This window comes from Megasphaera stantonii (assembly GCF_025567065.1).
Taxonomy (GTDB): Bacteria; Bacillota; Negativicutes; order Veillonellales; family Megasphaeraceae; genus Megasphaera; species Megasphaera stantonii.
Genome location: NZ_JAOQKD010000001.1, coordinates 393,137 through 411,695, shown reverse-complemented (window position 1 = coordinate 411,695; position 18,559 = coordinate 393,137). Strand labels below are relative to the sequence as shown.

General features: G+C 56.5%; 21 protein-coding genes. 7 read left to right on the top strand and 14 right to left on the bottom strand.

Going from position 1 to position 18,559, the window contains the following annotated elements:
* Positions 1-51: 51 nt before the first annotated feature.
* From OCV58_RS01870 to OCV58_RS01860, 3 genes are all read right to left on the bottom strand, one after another.
* A complete protein-coding gene (locus OCV58_RS01870) occupies positions 52-1,068 on the bottom strand; it encodes a 1-aminocyclopropane-1-carboxylate deaminase/D-cysteine desulfhydrase (protein WP_154876718.1) in 1,017 nt (338 codons plus the stop codon).
* Positions 1,069-1,239: 171 nt separating this feature from the next.
* A complete protein-coding gene (locus OCV58_RS01865) occupies positions 1,240-2,253 on the bottom strand; it encodes an inorganic phosphate transporter (protein WP_087477222.1) in 1,014 nt (337 codons plus the stop codon).
* Positions 2,246-2,872 carry a DUF47 domain-containing protein gene (locus OCV58_RS01860; protein ID WP_154876716.1) on the bottom strand — a complete coding sequence of 209 codons (627 nt, stop codon included), beginning with the start codon at positions 2,870-2,872 and terminating at the stop codon, positions 2,246-2,248. The genes OCV58_RS01865 and OCV58_RS01860 overlap by 8 nt, the downstream gene beginning before the upstream one ends.
* Before the next feature lie 211 nt (positions 2,873-3,083).
* Between OCV58_RS01860 and OCV58_RS01855 the strand changes: the two genes are divergently transcribed.
* The 6 genes from OCV58_RS01855 (at position 3,084) to OCV58_RS01830 (ending at position 8,446) form a co-directional block, all read left to right on the top strand.
* Complete coding sequence (locus OCV58_RS01855) at positions 3,084-4,037, top strand: L-lactate dehydrogenase (protein ID WP_154876714.1); 954 nt, start codon at positions 3,084-3,086, stop codon at positions 4,035-4,037.
* A gap of 87 nt (positions 4,038-4,124) precedes the next feature.
* Positions 4,125-5,465 carry a nucleobase:cation symporter-2 family protein gene (locus OCV58_RS01850; RefSeq protein WP_154876713.1) on the top strand — a complete coding sequence of 447 codons (1,341 nt, stop codon included), beginning with the start codon at positions 4,125-4,127 and terminating at the stop codon, positions 5,463-5,465.
* Between the two features lie 28 nt (positions 5,466-5,493).
* Entirely contained in the window at positions 5,494-6,816 is a 1,323-nt protein-coding gene (locus OCV58_RS01845; RefSeq protein WP_267312746.1) for a L,D-transpeptidase, read from the top strand.
* Between the two features lie 191 nt (positions 6,817-7,007).
* On the top strand, positions 7,008-7,427 hold the full coding sequence (locus tag OCV58_RS01840; RefSeq protein WP_154876712.1) for a NifB/NifX family molybdenum-iron cluster-binding protein: 420 nt from the start codon (positions 7,008-7,010) through the stop codon (positions 7,425-7,427).
* Between the two features lie 43 nt (positions 7,428-7,470).
* Positions 7,471-7,749, top strand: a complete 279-nt coding sequence (locus OCV58_RS01835; protein ID WP_154876766.1) for a glutaredoxin family protein — start codon at positions 7,471-7,473, stop codon at positions 7,747-7,749.
* Positions 7,750-8,026: 277 nt separating this feature from the next.
* On the top strand, positions 8,027-8,446 hold the full coding sequence (locus tag OCV58_RS01830) for a SoxR reducing system RseC family protein (protein WP_154876710.1): 420 nt from the start codon (positions 8,027-8,029) through the stop codon (positions 8,444-8,446).
* 68 nt (positions 8,447-8,514) lie between these two features.
* Here the strand turns inward: OCV58_RS01830 and OCV58_RS01825 are convergent, their stop codons facing one another.
* The 11 genes from OCV58_RS01825 to OCV58_RS01775 form a co-directional block, all read right to left on the bottom strand.
* Positions 8,515-9,351, bottom strand: a complete 837-nt coding sequence (locus OCV58_RS01825; protein WP_087477232.1) for an Mrp/NBP35 family ATP-binding protein — start codon at positions 9,349-9,351, stop codon at positions 8,515-8,517.
* On the bottom strand, positions 9,344-9,712 hold the full coding sequence (locus tag OCV58_RS01820; RefSeq protein ID WP_095629104.1) for a DUF134 domain-containing protein: 369 nt from the start codon (positions 9,710-9,712) through the stop codon (positions 9,344-9,346). The genes OCV58_RS01825 and OCV58_RS01820 overlap by 8 nt, the downstream gene beginning before the upstream one ends.
* A 68-nt stretch (positions 9,713-9,780) precedes the next feature.
* The gene (locus tag OCV58_RS01815; RefSeq protein ID WP_095629105.1) at positions 9,781-11,232 is read right to left on the bottom strand and encodes a sigma-54 interaction domain-containing protein; all 1,452 of its coding nucleotides are present in this window, start codon (positions 11,230-11,232) and stop codon (positions 9,781-9,783) included.
* A 40-nt stretch (positions 11,233-11,272) separates the two neighbouring features.
* A complete protein-coding gene (gene rpoN, locus OCV58_RS01810; protein ID WP_154876708.1) occupies positions 11,273-12,541 on the bottom strand; it encodes an RNA polymerase factor sigma-54 in 1,269 nt (422 codons plus the stop codon).
* 10 nt (positions 12,542-12,551) lie between these two features.
* The gene (locus tag OCV58_RS01805; RefSeq protein WP_154876706.1) at positions 12,552-13,958 is read right to left on the bottom strand and encodes an AMP-binding protein; all 1,407 of its coding nucleotides are present in this window, start codon (positions 13,956-13,958) and stop codon (positions 12,552-12,554) included.
* 12 nt (positions 13,959-13,970) lie between these two features.
* Complete coding sequence (locus OCV58_RS01800) at positions 13,971-15,155, bottom strand: acyl-CoA reductase (protein WP_154876704.1); 1,185 nt, start codon at positions 15,153-15,155, stop codon at positions 13,971-13,973.
* Positions 15,148-16,209: a LuxE/PaaK family acyltransferase gene (locus tag OCV58_RS01795; protein ID WP_154876702.1), complete on the bottom strand. Its 1,062-nt coding sequence runs from the start codon at positions 16,207-16,209 to the stop codon at positions 15,148-15,150. Before OCV58_RS01795 ends, OCV58_RS01800 begins: the two co-directional genes overlap by 8 nt.
* Positions 16,199-16,879, bottom strand: coding sequence for an MBL fold metallo-hydrolase (locus tag OCV58_RS01790; RefSeq protein WP_107195333.1), 681 nt, complete (start codon positions 16,877-16,879; stop codon positions 16,199-16,201). Before OCV58_RS01790 ends, OCV58_RS01795 begins: the two co-directional genes overlap by 11 nt.
* Positions 16,863-17,099 carry an acyl carrier protein gene (locus OCV58_RS01785; protein WP_107195332.1) on the bottom strand — a complete coding sequence of 79 codons (237 nt, stop codon included), beginning with the start codon at positions 17,097-17,099 and terminating at the stop codon, positions 16,863-16,865. The genes OCV58_RS01790 and OCV58_RS01785 overlap by 17 nt, the downstream gene beginning before the upstream one ends.
* 23 nt (positions 17,100-17,122) lie before the next feature.
* A complete protein-coding gene (locus OCV58_RS01780; RefSeq protein WP_154876701.1) occupies positions 17,123-17,827 on the bottom strand; it encodes a MaoC family dehydratase in 705 nt (234 codons plus the stop codon).
* A 9-nt stretch (positions 17,828-17,836) separates the two neighbouring features.
* Positions 17,837-18,130: a NifU family protein gene (locus tag OCV58_RS01775; RefSeq protein ID WP_095629113.1), complete on the bottom strand. Its 294-nt coding sequence runs from the start codon at positions 18,128-18,130 to the stop codon at positions 17,837-17,839.
* Between the two features lie 59 nt (positions 18,131-18,189).
* Here OCV58_RS01775 and OCV58_RS01770 point away from each other — a divergent pair, with 59 nt between their 5' ends.
* Positions 18,190-18,369 carry a hypothetical protein gene (locus OCV58_RS01770; RefSeq protein ID WP_143747670.1) on the top strand — a complete coding sequence of 60 codons (180 nt, stop codon included), beginning with the start codon at positions 18,190-18,192 and terminating at the stop codon, positions 18,367-18,369.
* Positions 18,370-18,559: the final 190 nt, after the last annotated feature.

The following is an 18,559-nucleotide window of genomic DNA, read 5'->3' as shown; positions in this document are numbered from 1 at the left end:
CCCCATCAGACGGATACGCTGTCTGATGGGGAGCCTGACGTCGTTTGGGCCTTATGGGATGATTTGAATGGTGTCTTGCAGTTCTTTTTCTAATTTCAGGCGGTGGGCTTTTTCATATAAGCCGGCCATGCTGCCGTCGTGGAGGAAGATGACCTGCCGCCCTAATTTGATTTTCTTTTCCTTGATCATGTCGAGGACGGCGGCGAAGGCTTTGCCGGAGCTCGTCGGGTCGAGGAGAATCCCCTCGTGGCTGGCCATGAGGCGGACGGCGTCGCGGACATGGCGGTCCGCTTCGCCGTATCCCTTGCGGATATAAGCCGTCTCGATGTGCATGTCGCTGTCGTCGAACTCGAAGCCGTACGTTTCCTTTACCTGCCGGAAGTAGTCGCCCAAGCGGTCTTCGTCGAGGGGGGCGACGGCGATGCCGACGGGCTTTAAGGACGAGGCGGCGGCTTTCAGTCCGCAGTATAAGCCGACGTACGTGCCCAGCGTCGTCACGGGGACGTAGACCGTCGCTCCCTGCAGGTACTGTTCCTGAGCCTGCTTGTCCAGCTCGGCGGCGCAGTCGTAATAGCCCAGCATGCCCGTCGCGTCGCTGCCGCCCATAGGGATGAAGTACAGACGGTGGCCCTGGGCGATTTCCTGTTCCATGACGGCCTTTGCCGTTTCTTCCAGCTGGACCGCTTCAGGGCGGCCGTCGTCCTTCTTGATGACGGTGCGGGCGCCGAATAGGCTGCTGAGGAGCAGGTTGCCGCTCAGTTCGCCGTCGTAATTACCGACGGAAATGACGATGCTGCGCAGGCCGTATTTGGCTGCCGCAGCCGCCGTGAGACGGCAGTGGTCGGAGCGGATGTCGCCGACGGTGACGACGGTGTCGGACTGGGAATTGACGGCGTCGAACAGCAGGTATTCCAATTTACGCAGCATGCCGCCGCCTCCGCCGAAGGGCGTCACGTCGTCGCGCTTTATGTAGAGTTCCCGGAAGAGCTCCTGAGACAAGCCCGAAAGGTACTGCAGCGGCGTCGGGTGCTCGTCCAGAAGGGTCAGTTTCGGTCGTAATGTGTTCATAATCAGGCCTCCTTTTATCTTCTACGCTTAATAGTATCATAGATAAAATGGGGAGAAAAGAGGAAACCACGGGCCCCGCCTGCAGAATATGCGGCGGGGCCCGTGGTTGGGGAAGCGATATGAGTCGCGGCGGCTGGCGTCAGATTGACAGGCGCTGCCGCCGGCGGTCGGTTATAAGCCGGGCAGTACGACTACCATGATGTGCGAAATGATGTAGTAGGAAATGGCCCCCATGATGGCCGTGCAGGGAATGGTCATAACCCAGGCCGTGACCATCTGACGGGCTACGTTCCAGTGGACGGCTTTGGCCCGCTGGGCCGCGCCGACGCCCATGATGGAGCCGGAGACGACGTGCGTCGTCGAGACGGGCAGGTGGAGCATCGTCGCCGAGAAGATGACGACGGCCGAGTTCAGGTCGGCTGCAAAGCCGTGGATGGGGTGCATCTTGAAGATCTTGCCGCCGACGGTGCGGATGATTTTCCAGCCGCCGACGCTGGTGCCGAGAGCCATGGCCAGGGCGCAGAGGAACTTGACCATCGTCGGGACTTCCAGCGTGTCGATGACGCCGCCCGACAAGAGGGCCAGGGTGATGATGCCCATGGACTTCTGGGCGTCGTTGGAGCCGTGGGAGAAGGCCATGAGGGCCGCTGAGACGACCTGCAGCCTGTTGGCCGTCATGTTGATCTTAGCCGGCTTGAAGTTGCGGCAGACGACGAACAGGATGTTCATGATGATATAGCCGACGACGATAGCCGTAACGGGCGACAGGATGAGGGACAGGAAAATCTTGATGATGCCCCAGTCGTTGAGGGCCGCCGTGCCGACGGAAAAGGCGACGGCGCCGATCATGCCGCCGATGAGGGCGTGGGACGAGCTGGAGGGCATGCCGAACCACCAGGTCAGCAGGTTCCAGACGATGGCGCCGACGAGGCCGGCGACGATGACCAGCTCGTTGATCATGGCCGGCGACGTGACGATGTCGCCGCCGATGGTCTTGGCGACGCCGGTAGAAATCATAGCGCCGACGAAGTTTAAGAAGGCCGACCCCATGATGGCGATGCCCGGCCGGATGGCCCGCGTCGAGACGCAGGTGGCGATGGCGTTGGCCGTATCGTGGAAGCCGTTGATAAAGTCGAAGGCCAGGGCCAGGACGACGACCAGGATAATTAACGGGGTATCAAGCATACTTCATCGTCACCTCTTTTATGATATTGCCGAGCTCTTCCACTTCGTCCGACGTGTCTTCCAGCGTGCCCAGCACGTCTTTCCAGCGGATGATGTCGAGCAGGTCCATTTCGCCATTGAAGATGCGGGAAATTTCGCGGCGGTAAATATTGTCGACTTCCGTTTCGATTTTGCTCAGGCGGTTGGCCCGTTCCATGAGCTCCGCTTCGTTTTTGTCGATGTTTTTCAGGAGCGAGAAAATGTCTTTCAGCTCTTTGCCCATGAGCTCCAGCTGGTCGACGATGTCGACGGCGGCCGGCGTCATCGTTTCGATGTGGTACAAGCTGATGCGCATGAGCGAGCCGTGAAGTTGATCGATGCAGTCTTCGAGCTGGCATGTGAGCTTGTAAAAGTCTTCGCGGTCGATGGGCGTAATGAATACGCGGCATAATTTCATGATGACGTCTTCGTTGATTTTATCCGACGTGTGTTCCAGCTGGGCAATATCCTTCATGTACTTGGAAATGTTGGCCGTATTGGTCATGACGTCCTTGGCGATGAGGGTGCCGCGGTGGAAGTTTTCGGCGTTTTCAATCAAATAATCAAAAAACTCTTCATGCTTGTTGCTGATACTGAACATCTATGTGACTCCTCCTAAGTAATGATTGCTTCCAGTATATAATACGCTGTTTGGCATTATGTAAAAGGAATGTAAAGAATTTGTAAAATTATTGGGGAAAATGGGAAAAAATCGGGACGATAAACGTTTTTTTTACCCTTGTATATGCTATAATCTATACATACGAGTAAAGCAAATTTTACACACCCATGCCTGAAGGAGGATATGTTTTATGGTAAACACACGCAAGGTGGTCATCGTCGGAGCCGGCCACGTAGGTTCTCACGTCGCGTTGGCTTTGATTCAGTCCGGCGAAGCCGACGACATCGTCTTGATTGATATTCTGAAGGAAAAGGCCCAGGGACAAGCCATGGACCTGGACGACGGCGTCAGCGGCGCCTTGTGCGGCAACGACGCCCAGATCCGCGCCGGCGGCTATGAAGAGCTCAACGACGCCGACATCCTGGTCATGGCCTTTGGCCGCAGCCGCAAGCCCGGCGAAACGCGCCTCGACATGTTCGACGATTCGATCCGCATGGCTCAGGAAGTCATTTCCCATCTGAAGCAGGTAGACTTCAAGGGCATCATGCTCAGCATATCCAACCCTGCCGACATCATCTGCGAATACATCCGCCGTCAAATGGGCTGGGAACGCAATCGCTGCTTCTGCACCGGCACGAGCCTCGAAACGTATCGCCTGCTTCGCGTCCTGTCCCATCGGACGGGATACGCCCGCCGCTCCATTCAGGGCATGTGCATGGGCGAACACGGCAACTCCAGCTTCATCGTCTGGTCCCAGGTCTATGTCGGCGGCAAGCCCTTCGCGGCCTTCATGGCGGAAAAGCCGGAGCTGGCGGCGCTCAGCCTGGACGACTTGCAGACGGAAGTCAAGCGGGCCGGCGACATTGAAATCGACGGCAAAGGCTGCACCGAATTCGGCATCGCCAACGCGGCGTGCATGATCATTTCGGCTATTTTCCATGACCAGAAGCTCGTATGGCCCTGCTCGACGGCCTTGTTCGGCGAATACGGCGAAGAAAACGTAGCGGCCGGCGTGCCCTGCGTCATCGGCAAGGACGGCATGGAAGGCGTCGTCGAAGTCGCCCTGACGGAAGAAGAACGGAAGAAGTTCCACGATTCGTGCGATATTCTCCGCAGCTTCCTGGAACGGGCCGAAGGATTATAATTTTCATGCGTTATGGCAGGCTGTGACGAAGGCTTTCGCCGCAGTCTGCTTTTGTATTTAACTACTGTGTTGAGGTGAAAAGAAGACATGAATTTCTTATTGACCAGACAGGCGTCTCATCCTGTAGACCGGATGCTGCCGTTGCCGAAATTGTTTGCCTATGGGCTGCAGCATGTCCTGGCCATGTATTCCGGAGCCGTCGCCGTGCCGATCATCGTGGCCCAGGCCCTGCATCTGACGCCGGAGCAGCTCATTCATTTGATTAACGCCGACTTGTTTACCTGCGGCATCGCGACGATTCTCCAGACCGTCGGCTTTTGGAAGGTCGGCTCCCGCATCCCCATGATACAAGGCGTCACCTTCGCGTCGGTCACGCCGATGATCATGATCGGACAGGAGCACGGGATTACGGCCATATACGGGGCGATTATCGCCGCCGGGTTGTTTACCTTCCTCATCGCGCCCTATTTCAGCCGCCTGATCAAGCTGTTTCCGCCCGTCGTCACGGGTACGATTATCATGATGATTGGGATTACCCTCCTGCCTGTGGCCGTGCGCTGGGTCGGCGGCGGCAACCCGTCTTCGCCCGATTTTGCCAGCCCCATGAACCTGTTCCTGGCAGCCTTTACCTTGGCTATCGTCGTGGCCATTTACCGCTGCGGCAAGGGCTTTGTCAGCAACGTGTCCGTCCTCATCGGGCTGATCTGCGGCACCATATTGTCCATGATATTAGGCGTGGCTAACTTTGACGAAGTCGGGCGGGCCGATTGGATCGGCATCATCACGCCCTTTTCCTTTGGCCTTCCGACCTTTAACGTCGGCTCGATCATTTCCATGATCATCGTCATGCTCGTCGTCATGGTGGAAACGACGGGCGACTGCATCGCTATCGGCGAAATCGTCAAGCGCCCCGTCGGCAGAGGCCGGCTGGCCCGCTGTCTCCGCGCCGACGGCTTGTCGACGCTGATCGGCGGCATCTTCAACAGCTTCCCCTATACGGCCTTCGCCCAGAACGTCGGCCTCATCGCCGTCACGCGCGTCAAGAGCCGCTTCGTCGTCGCCGCTTCGGGCGTCATCCTCATCCTGCTGGGGCTGTTCCCGAAGATGGCTGCCGTCGTAGCCTGCATTCCCAACGCCGTCCTCGGCGGCGCAGGCATCGCCATGTTCGGCATGGTCATTGCCAGCGGCGTCCGGGCTTTGGCCAAGGTCAAATTTGATGGAAACTACAACCTCATGCTCGTCGCCGTCAGCATCGGTATGAGCATGATTCCCCTGACGGTTCCGAATTTCTTCCAGCATTTCCCCGACGTCGTGAAGGTTATCTGCCAGAGCGGCATTACCCTGGGCAGCCTGACGGCCGTCGTGCTGAACATTTTGTTCAACGGGTTTAAGCCGGAAGAAGATAAGACCCAGGCCGATCAGGCGTAATATAATAGTATTTGCAGAGGGAGCGTACATGAAGAGACATTTACTGACCCTGGCCTGTACATGGGCCGCAGCAGCCGGAATTGCCTTGGCTGCAGAACTGCCTGCGCCGGTCCTGTCGGTGCAGGCAGCGCAGATTCAGACGGCAGAGGACGAGAGCCGCCGGTCTGACGCGGACAGTGCGCCGCCTCGCAGCCGCGCGGAAGCGGGTGAGCCTGCTTCTGCCGATACATCTGCGCCTGCCCGTTCTTCCAAAGACAAAAAGCAGGATCGCAACGCCGGAACGAAAACCGGCGAAGACCGAAAAGACCAGGCCGGACAAGCGGCTCCGGCTCCGGTAGTGACGGTACAATCGAAAATGCCGCCAAACGTGACGGTAGAAATAAAAAAGGCCCCCGCGGAAACGACGCCGAAGCCCCGGAAACAGACGGAGCAAGGCCGAAAAATCGGCATCAACGCAGCCAGCCGCATGCTCATTTTGTATGAAAACGGCAAAAAGGTACGCATGTACCACGTAGGCGTCGGCACGCCGTCTACGCCGACGCCGCCTGGCTTTTACAGCGTGCAGACGAAGGAAGTCGACCCGACGTGGATCGACCCCAGCGATACGACCGTACAGATTCCGGCGGGCCCCGACAATCCTCTGGGCTATCGCTGGATCGGCTTTCACGGCACCTACGGCATTCATGGGACCAATAATCCTTCCTCCGTAGGCTATTACGTGTCCAACGGCTGCGTCCGCATGCATGAGAAAGACGTGGAAGAGCTGTATCCTCTCGTATCTATCGGCACGCCGGTCATGGTCTATTACGACCGCATCGTCATCGACAGCGCGGCGGATCATACCGTATCGTACTACATCTATCCCGATGGCTACGGCTGGCAGCCGCTGACCGTGCAGGACGTGCGTCGGGCCTTGGCCGGCTACGGCGTGGAAAACTTTGTGACGGCCGAATCCATCGCCGCCAAAATCGCCGCGTCAGATGGGCAGCCGACGTACATTGCCAAAGCGTACGACCTGTATGTAAACCGGAAGAAGCTGCCCCTGCGGGCCCTGAAAGCTCACGGCATCACCTATCTTCCGGCTGTCGCCGTCGCCACGGCGCTGCGCCTGGATCTGCACTGGGACAACAGCCGCCGCCTGCTGACCAGTCCCTACGGTTCGGCCCCGGGCGTCGTGAAAAATAACGTCGTATACGTAAACGCCGCCTTTGCCGACAGGCTGTTTCATTTGTCCGGCGCGCTGACGGGGGACTTGATTTACAACATGCAGTCCCAAGCGCCGCCTGCGCCTAAGGCGGCTGTAAGCGTGACCATATCGCCGACGGACGGCCCGTCGCTGAAGACGACGTGATAAAAAACGGCTCCGCTGTGGGGAGAATCGCCTGTATTTAAGGCGATTTCCTACGGCGGGCCGTTTTCTTTTGTTTCTATGGAGCGGTCTCGTGTTGACAAATAGAATATAGTGATTTATAATTGACATATGTCAAAAATAAAACGTCGCACAGGCTGGCATCAACCGGTCATAGAAAGGGATGGACAAGTATGAAAATTGCAGTTACATATGAACAGGGCCAGATTTTCCAGCATTTCGGCCACACGGAACAATTTAAGATTTACGAAGTAGAAGACGGCGCAGTCGTCAGCGCGGAAGTCGTCGACACGATGGGCAGCGGCCACGGCGCGCTGGCTGGATTTTTGCAGGCTCAGGGCGTCAATACGCTGATCTGCGGCGGCATCGGCGGCGGCGCGCAAATGGCCCTGGCCCAGGCCGGCATCGCCTTGTACGGCGGCGTGCAGGGTTCGGCAGACGAAGCCGTAGCAGCCCTGCTGGCGGGGACTCTCTCCTTTAATCCCGACGTGCACTGCGACCATCATGACCATGCACACGGCCACGGCGACCATGCCTGCGGCGAACACGGCTGCGGCCAGCATGAACATCACGGCTGCGGCCATCACCACTAATCACAAAGCAAGACTATATACGACAGCGAAAGAAGGGTTGAAGATGAAAGAAATTACGGCATTTTATTTAAACGGCTGCCCCTACTGCCGCAACGCGAAGGCGGCGCTGGCAGAATTAGTCAGTGAAAATCCGGCCTACGGCGAGGTGCCCGTCCATTGGTATGAAGAATCGGAATCTCCCGACGTCGTCCAGGGACACTCCTACTATTACGTGCCGTCTATGTTCATCGGCGCAGAAAAGCTCTATGAAGCCCAGCCGGGCCAGTCCTATGATGAAATTAAGAGCCATGTGAAGGCAGCCCTCGACGCTGCTATGGCTTAGGTCACTATACCTGCTGATTTTTCCCACAGAAATCGGCAGGTATTTTTTTGCGTACAGGGAAGCGGTGCACTCCGGCGACAGGCCGGTAGCAGACTGATTGAGGGAACCACAGGCCAGAGCCGGAAACTTCTTCAGTTCCTGGATTTTGACAACATAAAGGGGTATATCATGCGATAAAAGTGAACTAAAAAAGTATTGATTTGATATGTAAAGTGTGCTATACTAAAGATACTCAATGGATAATGATTATTTTTTAGATACATGAGGAGGGAGTCATATGCGAATTGGAGAAGGCACCATTACGGAAATCCTCGACGGCGGCCTGGCGAAAGTCCGCGTCAACCGCGATCATTTATACGTTGCCTGCAGCGCCTGCTTTGGCGCCGAGCACGTCTACGTGACGGCGAGAAACGGCCTCGGCGCTCAGGAAGGACAGGACGTGCGGTATGAAGTGCAGGATGAGCACCTTGTCATGGGGGCTTTTATCTGTTTTATCGTTCCCTTGTTCCTGGTTATATTAGGCGGCATCGGCGGCTACTCCTTCGGCGAGACGGTTTTGTCGGCCTTGATCGGCGCGGCAGCCGGATTGATAGTCAGCGCCGTATTGGTCAAGCTGTACGATTCGTCCCTGGGAAAGAAAATTGATACGAAGGCTACGATTACGGAGATCATCGAAACAGAAGACGACGAGTCGTAAATACAAAAAGGCTGGCCCGAAGACACAGGAGTTCTTCGGGCCAGCTTTTTGTATTGTATGAGAGGTGATTATTTGTTTAATACGCCTTCGAGGTAGGTGGCCGTATCGGTCAAGCTGTCCGATACGTAGCTTTCGATATCGCCCTTGTCGCAGTGCATGGCGAATTCCGGATCGATAGGCAGCTTAGCCGTATGGGGGATTTCGTATTTCGCCGCCGATTCTTCTACATGGCTCGGGCCGTAGATTTCATGACGGGAATGACAGTCGGGACATTCGAAATAGCTCATGTTTTCGATGAGGCCGAGGACGGGGATGTGCATGATTTCCGACATCTTCAGGGCCTTTTCGACGATCATGGAGACGAGCTCCTGCGGCGACGTGACGATGAGGATGCCGTCGACCGGCAGGGACTGGAATACCGTCAGGGGGACGTCGCCCGTTCCCGGCGGCATGTCGACGAACATGTAGTCGATATCGCCCCAGACGACGTCGGTCCAGAACTGTTTTACGGCGCCGGAAATGACCGGTCCGCGCCATACGACGGGAGCCGTCGTGTCTTCCAGGAGTACGTTCATGGACATGACTTTAATGCCCGATTTTGTTTCTACAGGGAAAATGCCGTTGGCGTCTCCTGTAGCCCGTTCTGTCAGGCCGAAGGCCTTCGGGATGGACGGGCCGGTGATGTCGGCGTCGAGGATCGCCGTCTTGAAGCCGCGGCGCTGCATCTGTACGGCCATGAGGGACGTGACGAGGGATTTACCTACGCCGCCTTTGCCGCTGACGACGGCGATGACGTGTTTTACGTGCGTTCCTTCATGGGGCTGAGCCTGGAGGCTCTGCGGCTGCGTGCGGCTGGAGCATTCGCTGCTGCAGCTGGAGCAGTCGTGATTGCAATTTTCACTCATTACTATCATTCTCCTTTTTGGGATTACATTTTCCGGCCTGACAGCGCGTGTGGCAGCAGGAGCCGGTATGTTCACAGAGTTGTATGTGGCCGCCTTCGATGAGAAGGCGCTTTCCATGGACGAGAGCGTCGGCAATTTTTCGGCGGGCGCCGTCGTAAATCCCCGTGACGGTCGTGCGGGACACGTCCATCTGGGCGGCGCACTGCTCCTGCGTCAGCCCGAGCAAATCGATCAGGCGGATGACTTCGTATTCATCAATGCGCATGATGATGACCTCTGCGTCGGCTGCGCAGCCGGACGGGGCGAACTCGCCGGCTTTGGGCAGAGAACAGACGCGGCGGCACCGCGGCGGTCTCGGCATGGAATTACCTCCCTTTTCAGTGATTCAGTATTATTATAAAAGTATAGATGACATATGTCAACAATACCTCAGGCCTTATTTCCATAGGTTTCTTCATAGCGCTTGCGCTTGCGGACAAAGGTCGACGGCGTGATGCCCAAGGCCTTGGCGGCGGCGCGGACGTTGCCCTCCTGTTCGTAGGCCATCGTCAGGTAATGGTATTCCAGCTTTTCCAGCGTTTCGTTTAAGTCGGAAGGGAGTGCGTCCGGTACTTCGGCTGCCGTCTCCGGCGCGGCTTCTTCGGCTTCCTGCTCGGCTGGGACGACAGGATTCGTCGGCCGGAGCAGGTGGAGGTCTTCCGGCTTGATTTCGTCGCCGGAGCTGATGATGACGGCCCGTTCGACGATGTTTTTCAGCTCGCGGATATTGCCGGGCCAGGGGTATTCGTTCAGGAGCTGAATGGAAATGTTGGAAAACCTCTTCTTAAAATTGTATTTTTGATTGAGCTTGCCCAAAAACGACAGGGCCAGGGGGGTAATATCCTTTTTGCGGAACCGCAGGGGCGGGATGGAAATGGGAAAGACTGTGAGGCGATAGTATAAATCCTCGCGGAATTGGTCGTTCTTCACCATGTCTTCCAAATTGCGGTTCGTCGCCGCGATGATGCGCACGTCGATTTTTATCGGCTTGGTGCCGCCGACGCGCATGATTTCCTGCTCCTGAAGGGCTCGCAGCAGCTTGACCTGCATGTCTTTCGGCAGCTCGCCGATTTCGTCGAGAAAGAGTGTTCCCTTGTCGGCTAATTCGAACAGGCCGATTTTGCCGCCCCGGCTGGCTCCGGTAAAGGCGCCGCTTTCGTAGCCGAAGAGCTCGCTTTCGATGAGGCTGGGCGGGATGGCCCCGCAATTTACCTGGATGAAGCTGTTTTTGGCCCGGCTGCTGTGCTGGTAGATATATCGGGCCATGACTTCCTTGCCGACGCCCGTTTCGCCGAACAAGATGACCGTCGTGTCCATGGGGGCGACGCGGTTGGCCAATACCATGGCTGCCAGGGCCGTTTCATCGCGGACGATGAGCTCCCGCTCCGTAAGGGGCGTCTGAATGTGTTCCAGCTCGAGGCGAAGGCGCTCGATGGCGTCGGTCTTTTCCTGTATCGATTCCTTGAGGTTGTAGATTTCCGTCAGGTCGCGGACGTTGGTGACGATCATAAGGAGTTCGCCGTTTTTGTCGAAAATAGGCGAGCTGGTGACCAGGGCTTCCTTCCCCGATTTGAACCGCTGCTGCAAGGTGACGGGCCGCTTCGTGCGGGACACGATGAGAGAGCCCGACTCGGAGATGAGCTTCTGCTGCACCAAATCGGCCATATTCTTTCCTAAGATTTCGTCTTTTGTCAGGCCGGTAATTTCTTCGTACGAATGGTTGATGCGCAGGACGTTGCAGTTTTTATCGGTAATGAAAATACCGTCGAAGGAGTATTCGATAATCGCGTTCAGGTGTTCTGCCGCTTCGGCGACAGTGGAAAAAATTTCTTTCGTTCCCATAGGACTCCTCTCTTCCAGCATGCTGTTTAGTGTAGGGCGGTCATGGCTGGATCTTTCGCGCGTAAGAATTGGGGATATGAAGCAGGCTGCGGTATTTTTGAACGACTCGCCGGGAAATTGCTGTATGGAATTGCGCCGACAGCATTTCTACCAGCTGGGCGTCGCTGTACGGGCGTTCCTTATCTTCTTCGCGGATCAGCTGGCAAAGGGCTTTCTTGACGGCGTCTTTGGAAAGGGACTGGCCGTCTTTCTGCAGGGGGCATTGGAATAAGGCCTTGAAGGGAAGGGTCCGGTACGGCGTCTGCACGTATTTGTCCTTGATGGCACGGCTGATCGTCGATATATGGAGTCCCGTTTTCTCCGCCATGTCCTTGAGCGTCATAGGCCGCAGGGCATGGTGAGTCTCCAGGTATTCGCGCTGCCATTCCCAAATCGCGCCGGTCAGCGCGGCGAGGGTCTGGCGCCGGCGTTCTATATTGTGGAGCAGCAGGGAGCAGCGGGCGTGCTTCTGCTGGAAATAGGTTTTGATATCCGGGTCGTCGGCCTGATGCATCATGGCGATATAGTAATCGCTCATGGAATAGGAGGCGAACCACGTGTCGTTCAGGATAATTTCATATTCCCCTTCGGTTGGCCGGATGACGACGTCGGGAACGACGTAGGCGTCTGCACTGTCAAAGAGGCCCTTCAGCGGGGCCGGGTCGAGGGCGCGGATGCGCCGGATAGTCGGCAGGACCTGCTGTTTCGGAAGGCCCAGGGCCCGGCAGACGGCGGCGATATGGTTTTTCCCGATATCTTCTAAGAACGAGTCGACGAGGGTTTCCGCTAAGGGCGTCAGCTCACCCTTTCGCCGCAGCTGCAATTTCAGGCACTCCTGCAGCGACGATGCGCCGATTCCCGGCGGATGCAGGCCCTGCAGGATGGCGACGGCCTGGGAAAACAGTCCGTCCGGTAGGGGAAAGCGCGATACATCTTGTTCCGTCACCGTCAAATAGCCTTGGTCGTCGACGCACTGGGCCAGATAATTCAGCAGAGCCCACTGGGGCTTGGTAAACTGGCTGGGATTGAGCTGCTCTATGAGGAAATTTTTGATCCTGTCCTTGTCCGGCGCGGCGACGAACTGGAGAAATTCTGCTGCGCCGCCGCGGGACGACGACGGATGGTAATCGAGAAAGGGATTTTCTTCCGACTCCTTCTGCAGCAGGCTGCGCAGGTCTTCCGAGGACATGGACAGGATTTGCAGCGATTGAATCTGCATGGCCGACAGCTTTTGAATTTGTTCTTGCGTAAGGGTCATACGTGCGTCCATTGGCATATCCTCAGTCCTTTAGGCCGGGCAAGTCCGTATACTGCGTCTTGCCCGACGAGTTTTTGGGAATCGCGGCGACAGAGCGGATGGTAAAGCAGCTGGGATGAAGGCCCGCCTTGGCGACGAGGAAATCCTCCAAGTCGGAGCAGTCCGTTTCCGGAGCCGTCGTAAAGACGAGCAGGTCGTCGTCGCCGCCGGTGCAGGCGAAATCCCTGTCGGCGAAGGCGTTTTTGAACAGCTGCTCGACTTCGTCCATGTTGACCCGCTTGCCCATGATTTTGACAAACCGTTTTTTGCGGCCGGCAATATAGTAGAAGCCGTCTTCGTCGCAGTAGGCCAAGTCGCCCGTAAGCAGGCGGCCGTGCCGTTCGTCTCCTAATTGGAGGTCGTCGGCGCCATGGGCGTAGCCCAGGGATACGTTGGGGCCGTCGTAGCACAGCTCGCCGATTGCGTTGGGTTCGGTCAGCTCGGCGTGGTCGTCGTCCAAGATGCGGAAGGAGCCGCCGGGGATGGCGACGCCGATGCTGCCGATCTTGCGGAGGCAGTCTGCCGGCGGCAGGTAGGACATGCGGGCCGTCGCCTCGGTCTGGCCGTACATGACGACGAAGCGCTTTCCCGTGCCGGCAGCGTATTGGCCGAATTCCTTCTGTAATTTTTTCGACAATTTTCCGCCGGCCTGAATCATCAGCGTCAAGTCGGGAAGCTCCATTTTGGTGAATTTCAGACGGCGCAGGCATTCGTACGTAAAGGGAACGCCGGCGATGGACGTCACTCTTTTTTCCTTGCAGAACTGCCAAAAGGCCGCGTCGAAAACCGTCGCTGTCGTCAGGCATTCCGCTGCGCCGCAGAGAACGTGGCTGTTGATGACGGACAGCCCAAAGGTATAGTGCATGGGCAGGCTCGATACAGGCCTGTCGGCGGCGGTTAGTTCCAGATACTGGGCGATAGAGGCGGCGTTGGATTGGATGTTGTCGTAGCTCAGGCGGACGAGCTTCGGGCTTCCCGTACTGCCTGACGTCGTCAGCAGCAGGCCCAGGTTTTCGTATAAGGCCGGCGACGTATCATTATGGCGGTATACGTCGTAGTCATACAGCGAATAGAGGGGTTTGCCGCCTTCTGTTCCATGGGGGCAAAAGATGAATTCCGGGCGGTACGCGTCCAAGAGTCCCTGCTTCAGCTCGTCGTCCATGGCTTCGTCTATGAGCAGGGGGACGACGCGGTTTTGCAGACAGCACAAGTAGGACAGGGCCGAACCGATGGTGTTGCGGCATACGATCGCCGCCAGGGACCGGGACGGCACGACGCCGCCCAGCTCGTCGGCATGGGCATACCAGGTTTCATATGTCGCCTCCTGTCCGCAATCGTCTTCAAAGAGCGTACAGGTTTTGAAGTCGGGATGTTTGTCAAAGAAATACATAGGAAAGCCTCCTTACTCTATGACACGGGAGAGGGATTCAAGCATGTTGTATCCATCCCACAGGACGTTCATATCCAAGGCCTGTCCGACAGGTACGATGCGGTCGACGCCCATAGCGCCGGCTTCGACGAGGGCCTGCTTCAGCACTGCCGGATCGATGCCCAGGGTGGAGACGGTCTGAACCTTCTTGACGGCAAAGGGCAGGACTTCGTCGAGGGTCCGGATCGGGAATTGGAAGAACTGGCCGAAGGAGCCCGATAAGGCCGTAATGTCCGGCGGCAGGGACGACAGGGTGTATACGTACAGCCTGTTGGTCCGGAAGGCCGCCGACTGGAGGTGCGGCTGCGTCATGGCGAATTCCCAGGCGTCGGTGTATTTGCCGCTGGCTTTGATGGGCTGCAGGTCATAGGCACTGGCTTCGGCGGCGACGGCGTCCCACCAGCGCCGCTGCGCCGTCTCGAAGGACGATCCCCTTTCGTCGAGCCAGAAGACGAAGCGCGGGCTGGAGCAGGCGTTCTGGTCGGCTTCATACGTGTCGTTGTAGAAGCGGTGCGCCCAGGCGCGCAGCTCGTCGTCCGTACCGTTCTGAATGCTGGAGCAGTCAAAGACGGCGAAGGAATATCTGTCGGCGAAGACCAATTCTACGCCTTGCGGCGGCAGGGGAAAGGTCCGTATTTCAGCGATAGACTTGTCGCCGCCCCAGACGATGCGGCCGTCGCACTGCTGAGAAAAACGGCTTGTCAGCTCGTCGTCGCGGCCGTAGGTGACGATGGCGTTCTGCCTGCGCAGGGCGGTGAATTTGTCATCCTGCAAAATCCTGTGAATTAAATCACATATAGGGGCGGCAGCCGGAGCCAGGCGCGGTGAGACGCGGACGATGTTGCCGTTTCCAGCCAGCAGGGAAATGCACAGGCTGTAGGCGAAGATGGTCGGCATGTTTGCCGGCGCGATGTGAAAGATGAGGCCCCGTCCAAGGCGGGCTTCCTGCTGGGAAAGATGCAGGCTCAGCTGCTTGAGGTGATTGGGCCGCAGCCAGAAGCCAAGTGCACTCCAGGCGGGTTCGGTCCGGGCTATGGGATGATGACGCAGCTCGCGGGACAGCACGGCGAGAAAATCCAGGACGAGAGGGGTGAAGGGCTTCATGGGGAATGGGATTTCCGGCATAGAGCCGGCTAAAAGCGTGTATTGATTATTCATGCGTATCGCTGCACCCCCTGATTTCAGCCTGCGGAATGCGGCCGTCGATGCGGAAATATTTTCCCTTGCGTCCGCAGGGACAATCGTCAACGCCTAAGATGGCCCCCATGTCCTCCGTCAAAAGCGAATGGCCGGGATAAGAGACGGCCATGGGAGAAAGAACCTGAAGGATTCCTGATTTTCCTATGGGACAGGGAGAGAAATCCTCCGGGGCTCTGACGATGACGTCGGAAAAAATGCTGGCGTGGAGGTGGCCGGCTTCGCATTCCATGTATACGCAGCCCGTCTGCTCGGCCATGCCGTAGTAGTTATGGACGCGGGAAATGCGGAACTGGTCGTACAGCCGCCGTTTATAAGCCTCGGCCGATACGGCCTGGGCTTCCATTTTTTTCCAGCCGCCGCCGTGGATGACGACGGCATTGGAAAAGTCGAAGGAAAGCCCTGCGGCGGCAATGGCCTGGCACAAATATTTCCAAATCATGAAGGTAAAGCCGAAAATCAGGACTGGTCCCGTGCGGGAGGCGAAGGCCTGCAAGGCTTCTTTATTTAAGGTCAAGTCGTCTGTCAGGGCGTAATATTTTTTCTTAGCGAAGATGGAAAAACCCAGGATAGCGGCTCCGCGGGCGTTGAACGCCGCCCGGTCGGTAAAGACGGACGGCGAATCGACGATGAGCATGGGCACGCGGCCTGCGCCGAGAAAATCCTTGACGATGGCGTATAAGGTGAGCTGCTGGTTTTGCGCCGTCGCCGCGTTCAGGACGATGCGGGAGCGGGCCTGGCCCGTCGTTCCCGACGACGTGATGATCTTGAAGATGTCTTCGTCAGGAATACTCTGCAATTTCAAGTATTTGAATAAGCGGATCGGCAGCATGGGAATTTGCTCCAGCGCCGAAAACCGTCTGCCGTATCCGAATACGTCGAGGGCTTGGCCGTAAGGCCGGCAATGGCGGCGGTGATGGTCCGTCAGCTCCTGAAAATAGGGCAGATACTGCTTTTCTTTTTCTTCCTGCGTCCAGGCGTAGGGCGCATGGGACAGCCATTGGCTATAGTCCATACTGTTTCTTCACCTCCTGGGTGAGCATGAAAGGAAGACCGTGGCCGGGATAGGTCCAAATGGGGGTCGGCAGGGAACGCAGTACGTCTTTGCCGACGGTCTGGTAGGCCTCGTCGTCGCCGCCGGGCAGGCGCGTAATGACTTCTTCGCCGGGAATGAAGTAATCGCCGGAAAACAAGAGAGCGTCGTCGGCGACGATGCAGATGCTGCCCGGCGTATGGCCTGGAGCGGCAATGCAGCGGAAGGAGTGTCCCTTCCAGACGAAATCGTAGACTGGGGCGTCGAAGACGATATCCGCTGCCTGACAGGTAAATTTCGGATACGAGACGTGCAGCTTGCCGCCGCTTTTAAAATACAGATACGATTCCATGATGCGCGTCATGTTCATCTTCGTATTTTGGATGCCGTCGCTGCATTTTTTGCTGGCGACGACGGAGAGGGTCCAGCGGCTGCGCAGGTCGTTGAGACCGGCTATGTGGTCGCAGTGCTCGTGAGTGAGCAAAACGTATTCCGGGACGATATGGTGTTCCGCTGCATACGTGTTGATTAGGTCGGCATTGTTCGGGTCTATGAGCAACGCGCTGCTGCCGGATGTGAAGATATAGCAGTTGCTTTCCGTCAATGGATCGACCAGGCATGCCGGCTCAGGGAGTTTAAATGTCGACTCCATATTTGCGGAGGATGTCCATGCCTTTTTCATAAGAGCTGAAAGCCAATACGTCCGGCGTATCAATGGAAATGTCGAAGGTATCTTCCATGTCTTCCATGAGCGTCATGTGGCCCATGGAGTCCCATAATTTGATGGAACGGTATTTTAAACCGGGGAGCTGGTCTTTCGTCAATTTGAAGTTGGTCATGAAGAGTTTGTCGTATTTTTCTAAGTTTGTCATAGTATCACCTTTTCTGTCGTTAGTTAAAGAGTACAGGAAAACAATGCCTCCGGCAGCAGATAGCGGTACATGCCTTCGGCGAGAATGGTTCCGTTTTGATTCGTACAGACGCCGCGCAATGTCGCTGCGTAGCCGCGGTCGTGCGGCCCTATTTCCAGCACTGCTGCCGTCGACGTCACCGTGTCGCCGACGTACGCCGGCTCTGGAAAGCGTGCGCTGCTTTCCATGAGGATGGCGCCGTCGCCGGGAAGCTGCGTTTCCATGAGGGCTGACAGCAGGCTTTCGACTAGCGAAGGCGGGACGACGGGCCGTTTAAATCCGCATTGGGCGGCAAAGGCCGCGTCGGCGTGGAGCTTACCGTAATTTCCCGTAAGGGCGGCAAAGCCTTGTATATCGACTTCGGTTATCGTCTTTTGCGCCGACGCCGTATGACCGGCGCAAAGGTGTTTTTTCTCCGGCCGTTGGTCGTCGGACTCTGCTTTCAGCGCCGCCGCCAGCTGAGCAAACTGGGCTGGTGTGCAGAGCTGCTCGAAGCGTTTCGCCGCCAGCCCCTCCGGAGACGCGCAGGCCGTCATGCAGCCGCAGACGAGAAGGCAGATATCGCAGATGGCCGTATCTACCTGGTAGGTAAATTCATGCTGGGGAAATTGTTTCTTCAGCTTTTCCACTTCTTTGGTGCGGTCATACCGGCTGTTGCAGCCGCCGCAGTATTTTATCCCTATCTTCATGCGGAACTCCTACAAGTGCCCGTTCTGTAAGATGGCCTTGGCCTGGGCAATTAATTCGTCGCTGACGCCGCTGACTAAGATGACATCTTCGATTTCAGGGATGTGTTCTTTGACCGTTGCAGAGATTAGCTCTTCTGTTGTTAATTGGGCAGAGGGACAGCCGCTGCATTTTCCCGTCAGGCGGATGCGAAGTACATTGTCGGTATAATCGACGACGACGACGTTTCCTTGATGTGAAGCCAACGACGGGCGGACGTAGGTGTCCAATACGCCTTCGATTTCGGCGCGAGTAGCTGTAGACATGGGGGTCACTCCTTTTCCTTAACTATTATATGGTAATATATAAGCAATAACTATGCCAAATGCTGTGGGGACAGCTGCTTGCCGGCCTGCGCGCAGGATTATCAGGGCTGAAAATGGCAAAAAATCCAAGTGAAAATGAAAAATACAAGGCGATGAAGCGGCGTGATGCACCGTTTTTTGTCAAACTGCCGGCAATTTCTCCTGCCGTATCTCTTGTTTTGAAACAAAATTGGTTTTGATATCTATTATTGTGCCAAAAATGACGTATTCAGAATTATTGAACCATTATTGAAACAACAATGCGGTTTCTCTTGTTGCAATTTTAGCACAAAAGACAATATTTGCCTATGGCAAGAACCAAAAATGAAGCAAAAAGAGGCATGAAGATTTTTATTTTTCCCCACAATCATGGATTCATTTCCTGTTTGC

Coding starts and splice junctions, on each gene's coding strand:
- OCV58_RS01870 (WP_154876718.1), bottom strand. CDS start 1,068: ATGAACACATTACGACCGAAACTGACCCTTCTGGACGAGCACCCGACG.
- OCV58_RS01865 (WP_087477222.1), bottom strand. CDS start 2,253: ATGCTTGATACCCCGTTAATTATCCTGGTCGTCGTCCTGGCCCTGGCC.
- OCV58_RS01860 (WP_154876716.1), bottom strand. CDS start 2,872: ATGTTCAGTATCAGCAACAAGCATGAAGAGTTTTTTGATTATTTGATT.
- OCV58_RS01855 (WP_154876714.1), top strand. CDS start 3,084: ATGGTAAACACACGCAAGGTGGTCATCGTCGGAGCCGGCCACGTAGGT.
- OCV58_RS01850 (WP_154876713.1), top strand. CDS start 4,125: ATGAATTTCTTATTGACCAGACAGGCGTCTCATCCTGTAGACCGGATG.
- OCV58_RS01845 (WP_267312746.1), top strand. CDS start 5,494: ATGAAGAGACATTTACTGACCCTGGCCTGTACATGGGCCGCAGCAGCC.
- OCV58_RS01840 (WP_154876712.1), top strand. CDS start 7,008: ATGAAAATTGCAGTTACATATGAACAGGGCCAGATTTTCCAGCATTTC.
- OCV58_RS01835 (WP_154876766.1), top strand. CDS start 7,471: ATGAAAGAAATTACGGCATTTTATTTAAACGGCTGCCCCTACTGCCGC.
- OCV58_RS01830 (WP_154876710.1), top strand. CDS start 8,027: ATGCGAATTGGAGAAGGCACCATTACGGAAATCCTCGACGGCGGCCTG.
- OCV58_RS01825 (WP_087477232.1), bottom strand. CDS start 9,351: ATGAGTGAAAATTGCAATCACGACTGCTCCAGCTGCAGCAGCGAATGC.
- OCV58_RS01820 (WP_095629104.1), bottom strand. CDS start 9,712: ATGCCGAGACCGCCGCGGTGCCGCCGCGTCTGTTCTCTGCCCAAAGCC.
- OCV58_RS01815 (WP_095629105.1), bottom strand. CDS start 11,232: ATGGGAACGAAAGAAATTTTTTCCACTGTCGCCGAAGCGGCAGAACAC.
- rpoN (WP_154876708.1), bottom strand. CDS start 12,541: ATGGACGCACGTATGACCCTTACGCAAGAACAAATTCAAAAGCTGTCG.
- OCV58_RS01805 (WP_154876706.1), bottom strand. CDS start 13,958: ATGTATTTCTTTGACAAACATCCCGACTTCAAAACCTGTACGCTCTTT.
- OCV58_RS01800 (WP_154876704.1), bottom strand. CDS start 15,155: ATGAATAATCAATACACGCTTTTAGCCGGCTCTATGCCGGAAATCCCA.
- OCV58_RS01795 (WP_154876702.1), bottom strand. CDS start 16,209: ATGGACTATAGCCAATGGCTGTCCCATGCGCCCTACGCCTGGACGCAG.
- OCV58_RS01790 (WP_107195333.1), bottom strand. CDS start 16,879: ATGGAGTCGACATTTAAACTCCCTGAGCCGGCATGCCTGGTCGATCCA.
- OCV58_RS01785 (WP_107195332.1), bottom strand. CDS start 17,099: ATGACAAACTTAGAAAAATACGACAAACTCTTCATGACCAACTTCAAA.
- OCV58_RS01780 (WP_154876701.1), bottom strand. CDS start 17,827: ATGAAGATAGGGATAAAATACTGCGGCGGCTGCAACAGCCGGTATGAC.
- OCV58_RS01775 (WP_095629113.1), bottom strand. CDS start 18,130: ATGTCTACAGCTACTCGCGCCGAAATCGAAGGCGTATTGGACACCTAC.
- OCV58_RS01770 (WP_143747670.1), top strand. CDS start 18,190: ATGCTGTGGGGACAGCTGCTTGCCGGCCTGCGCGCAGGATTATCAGGG.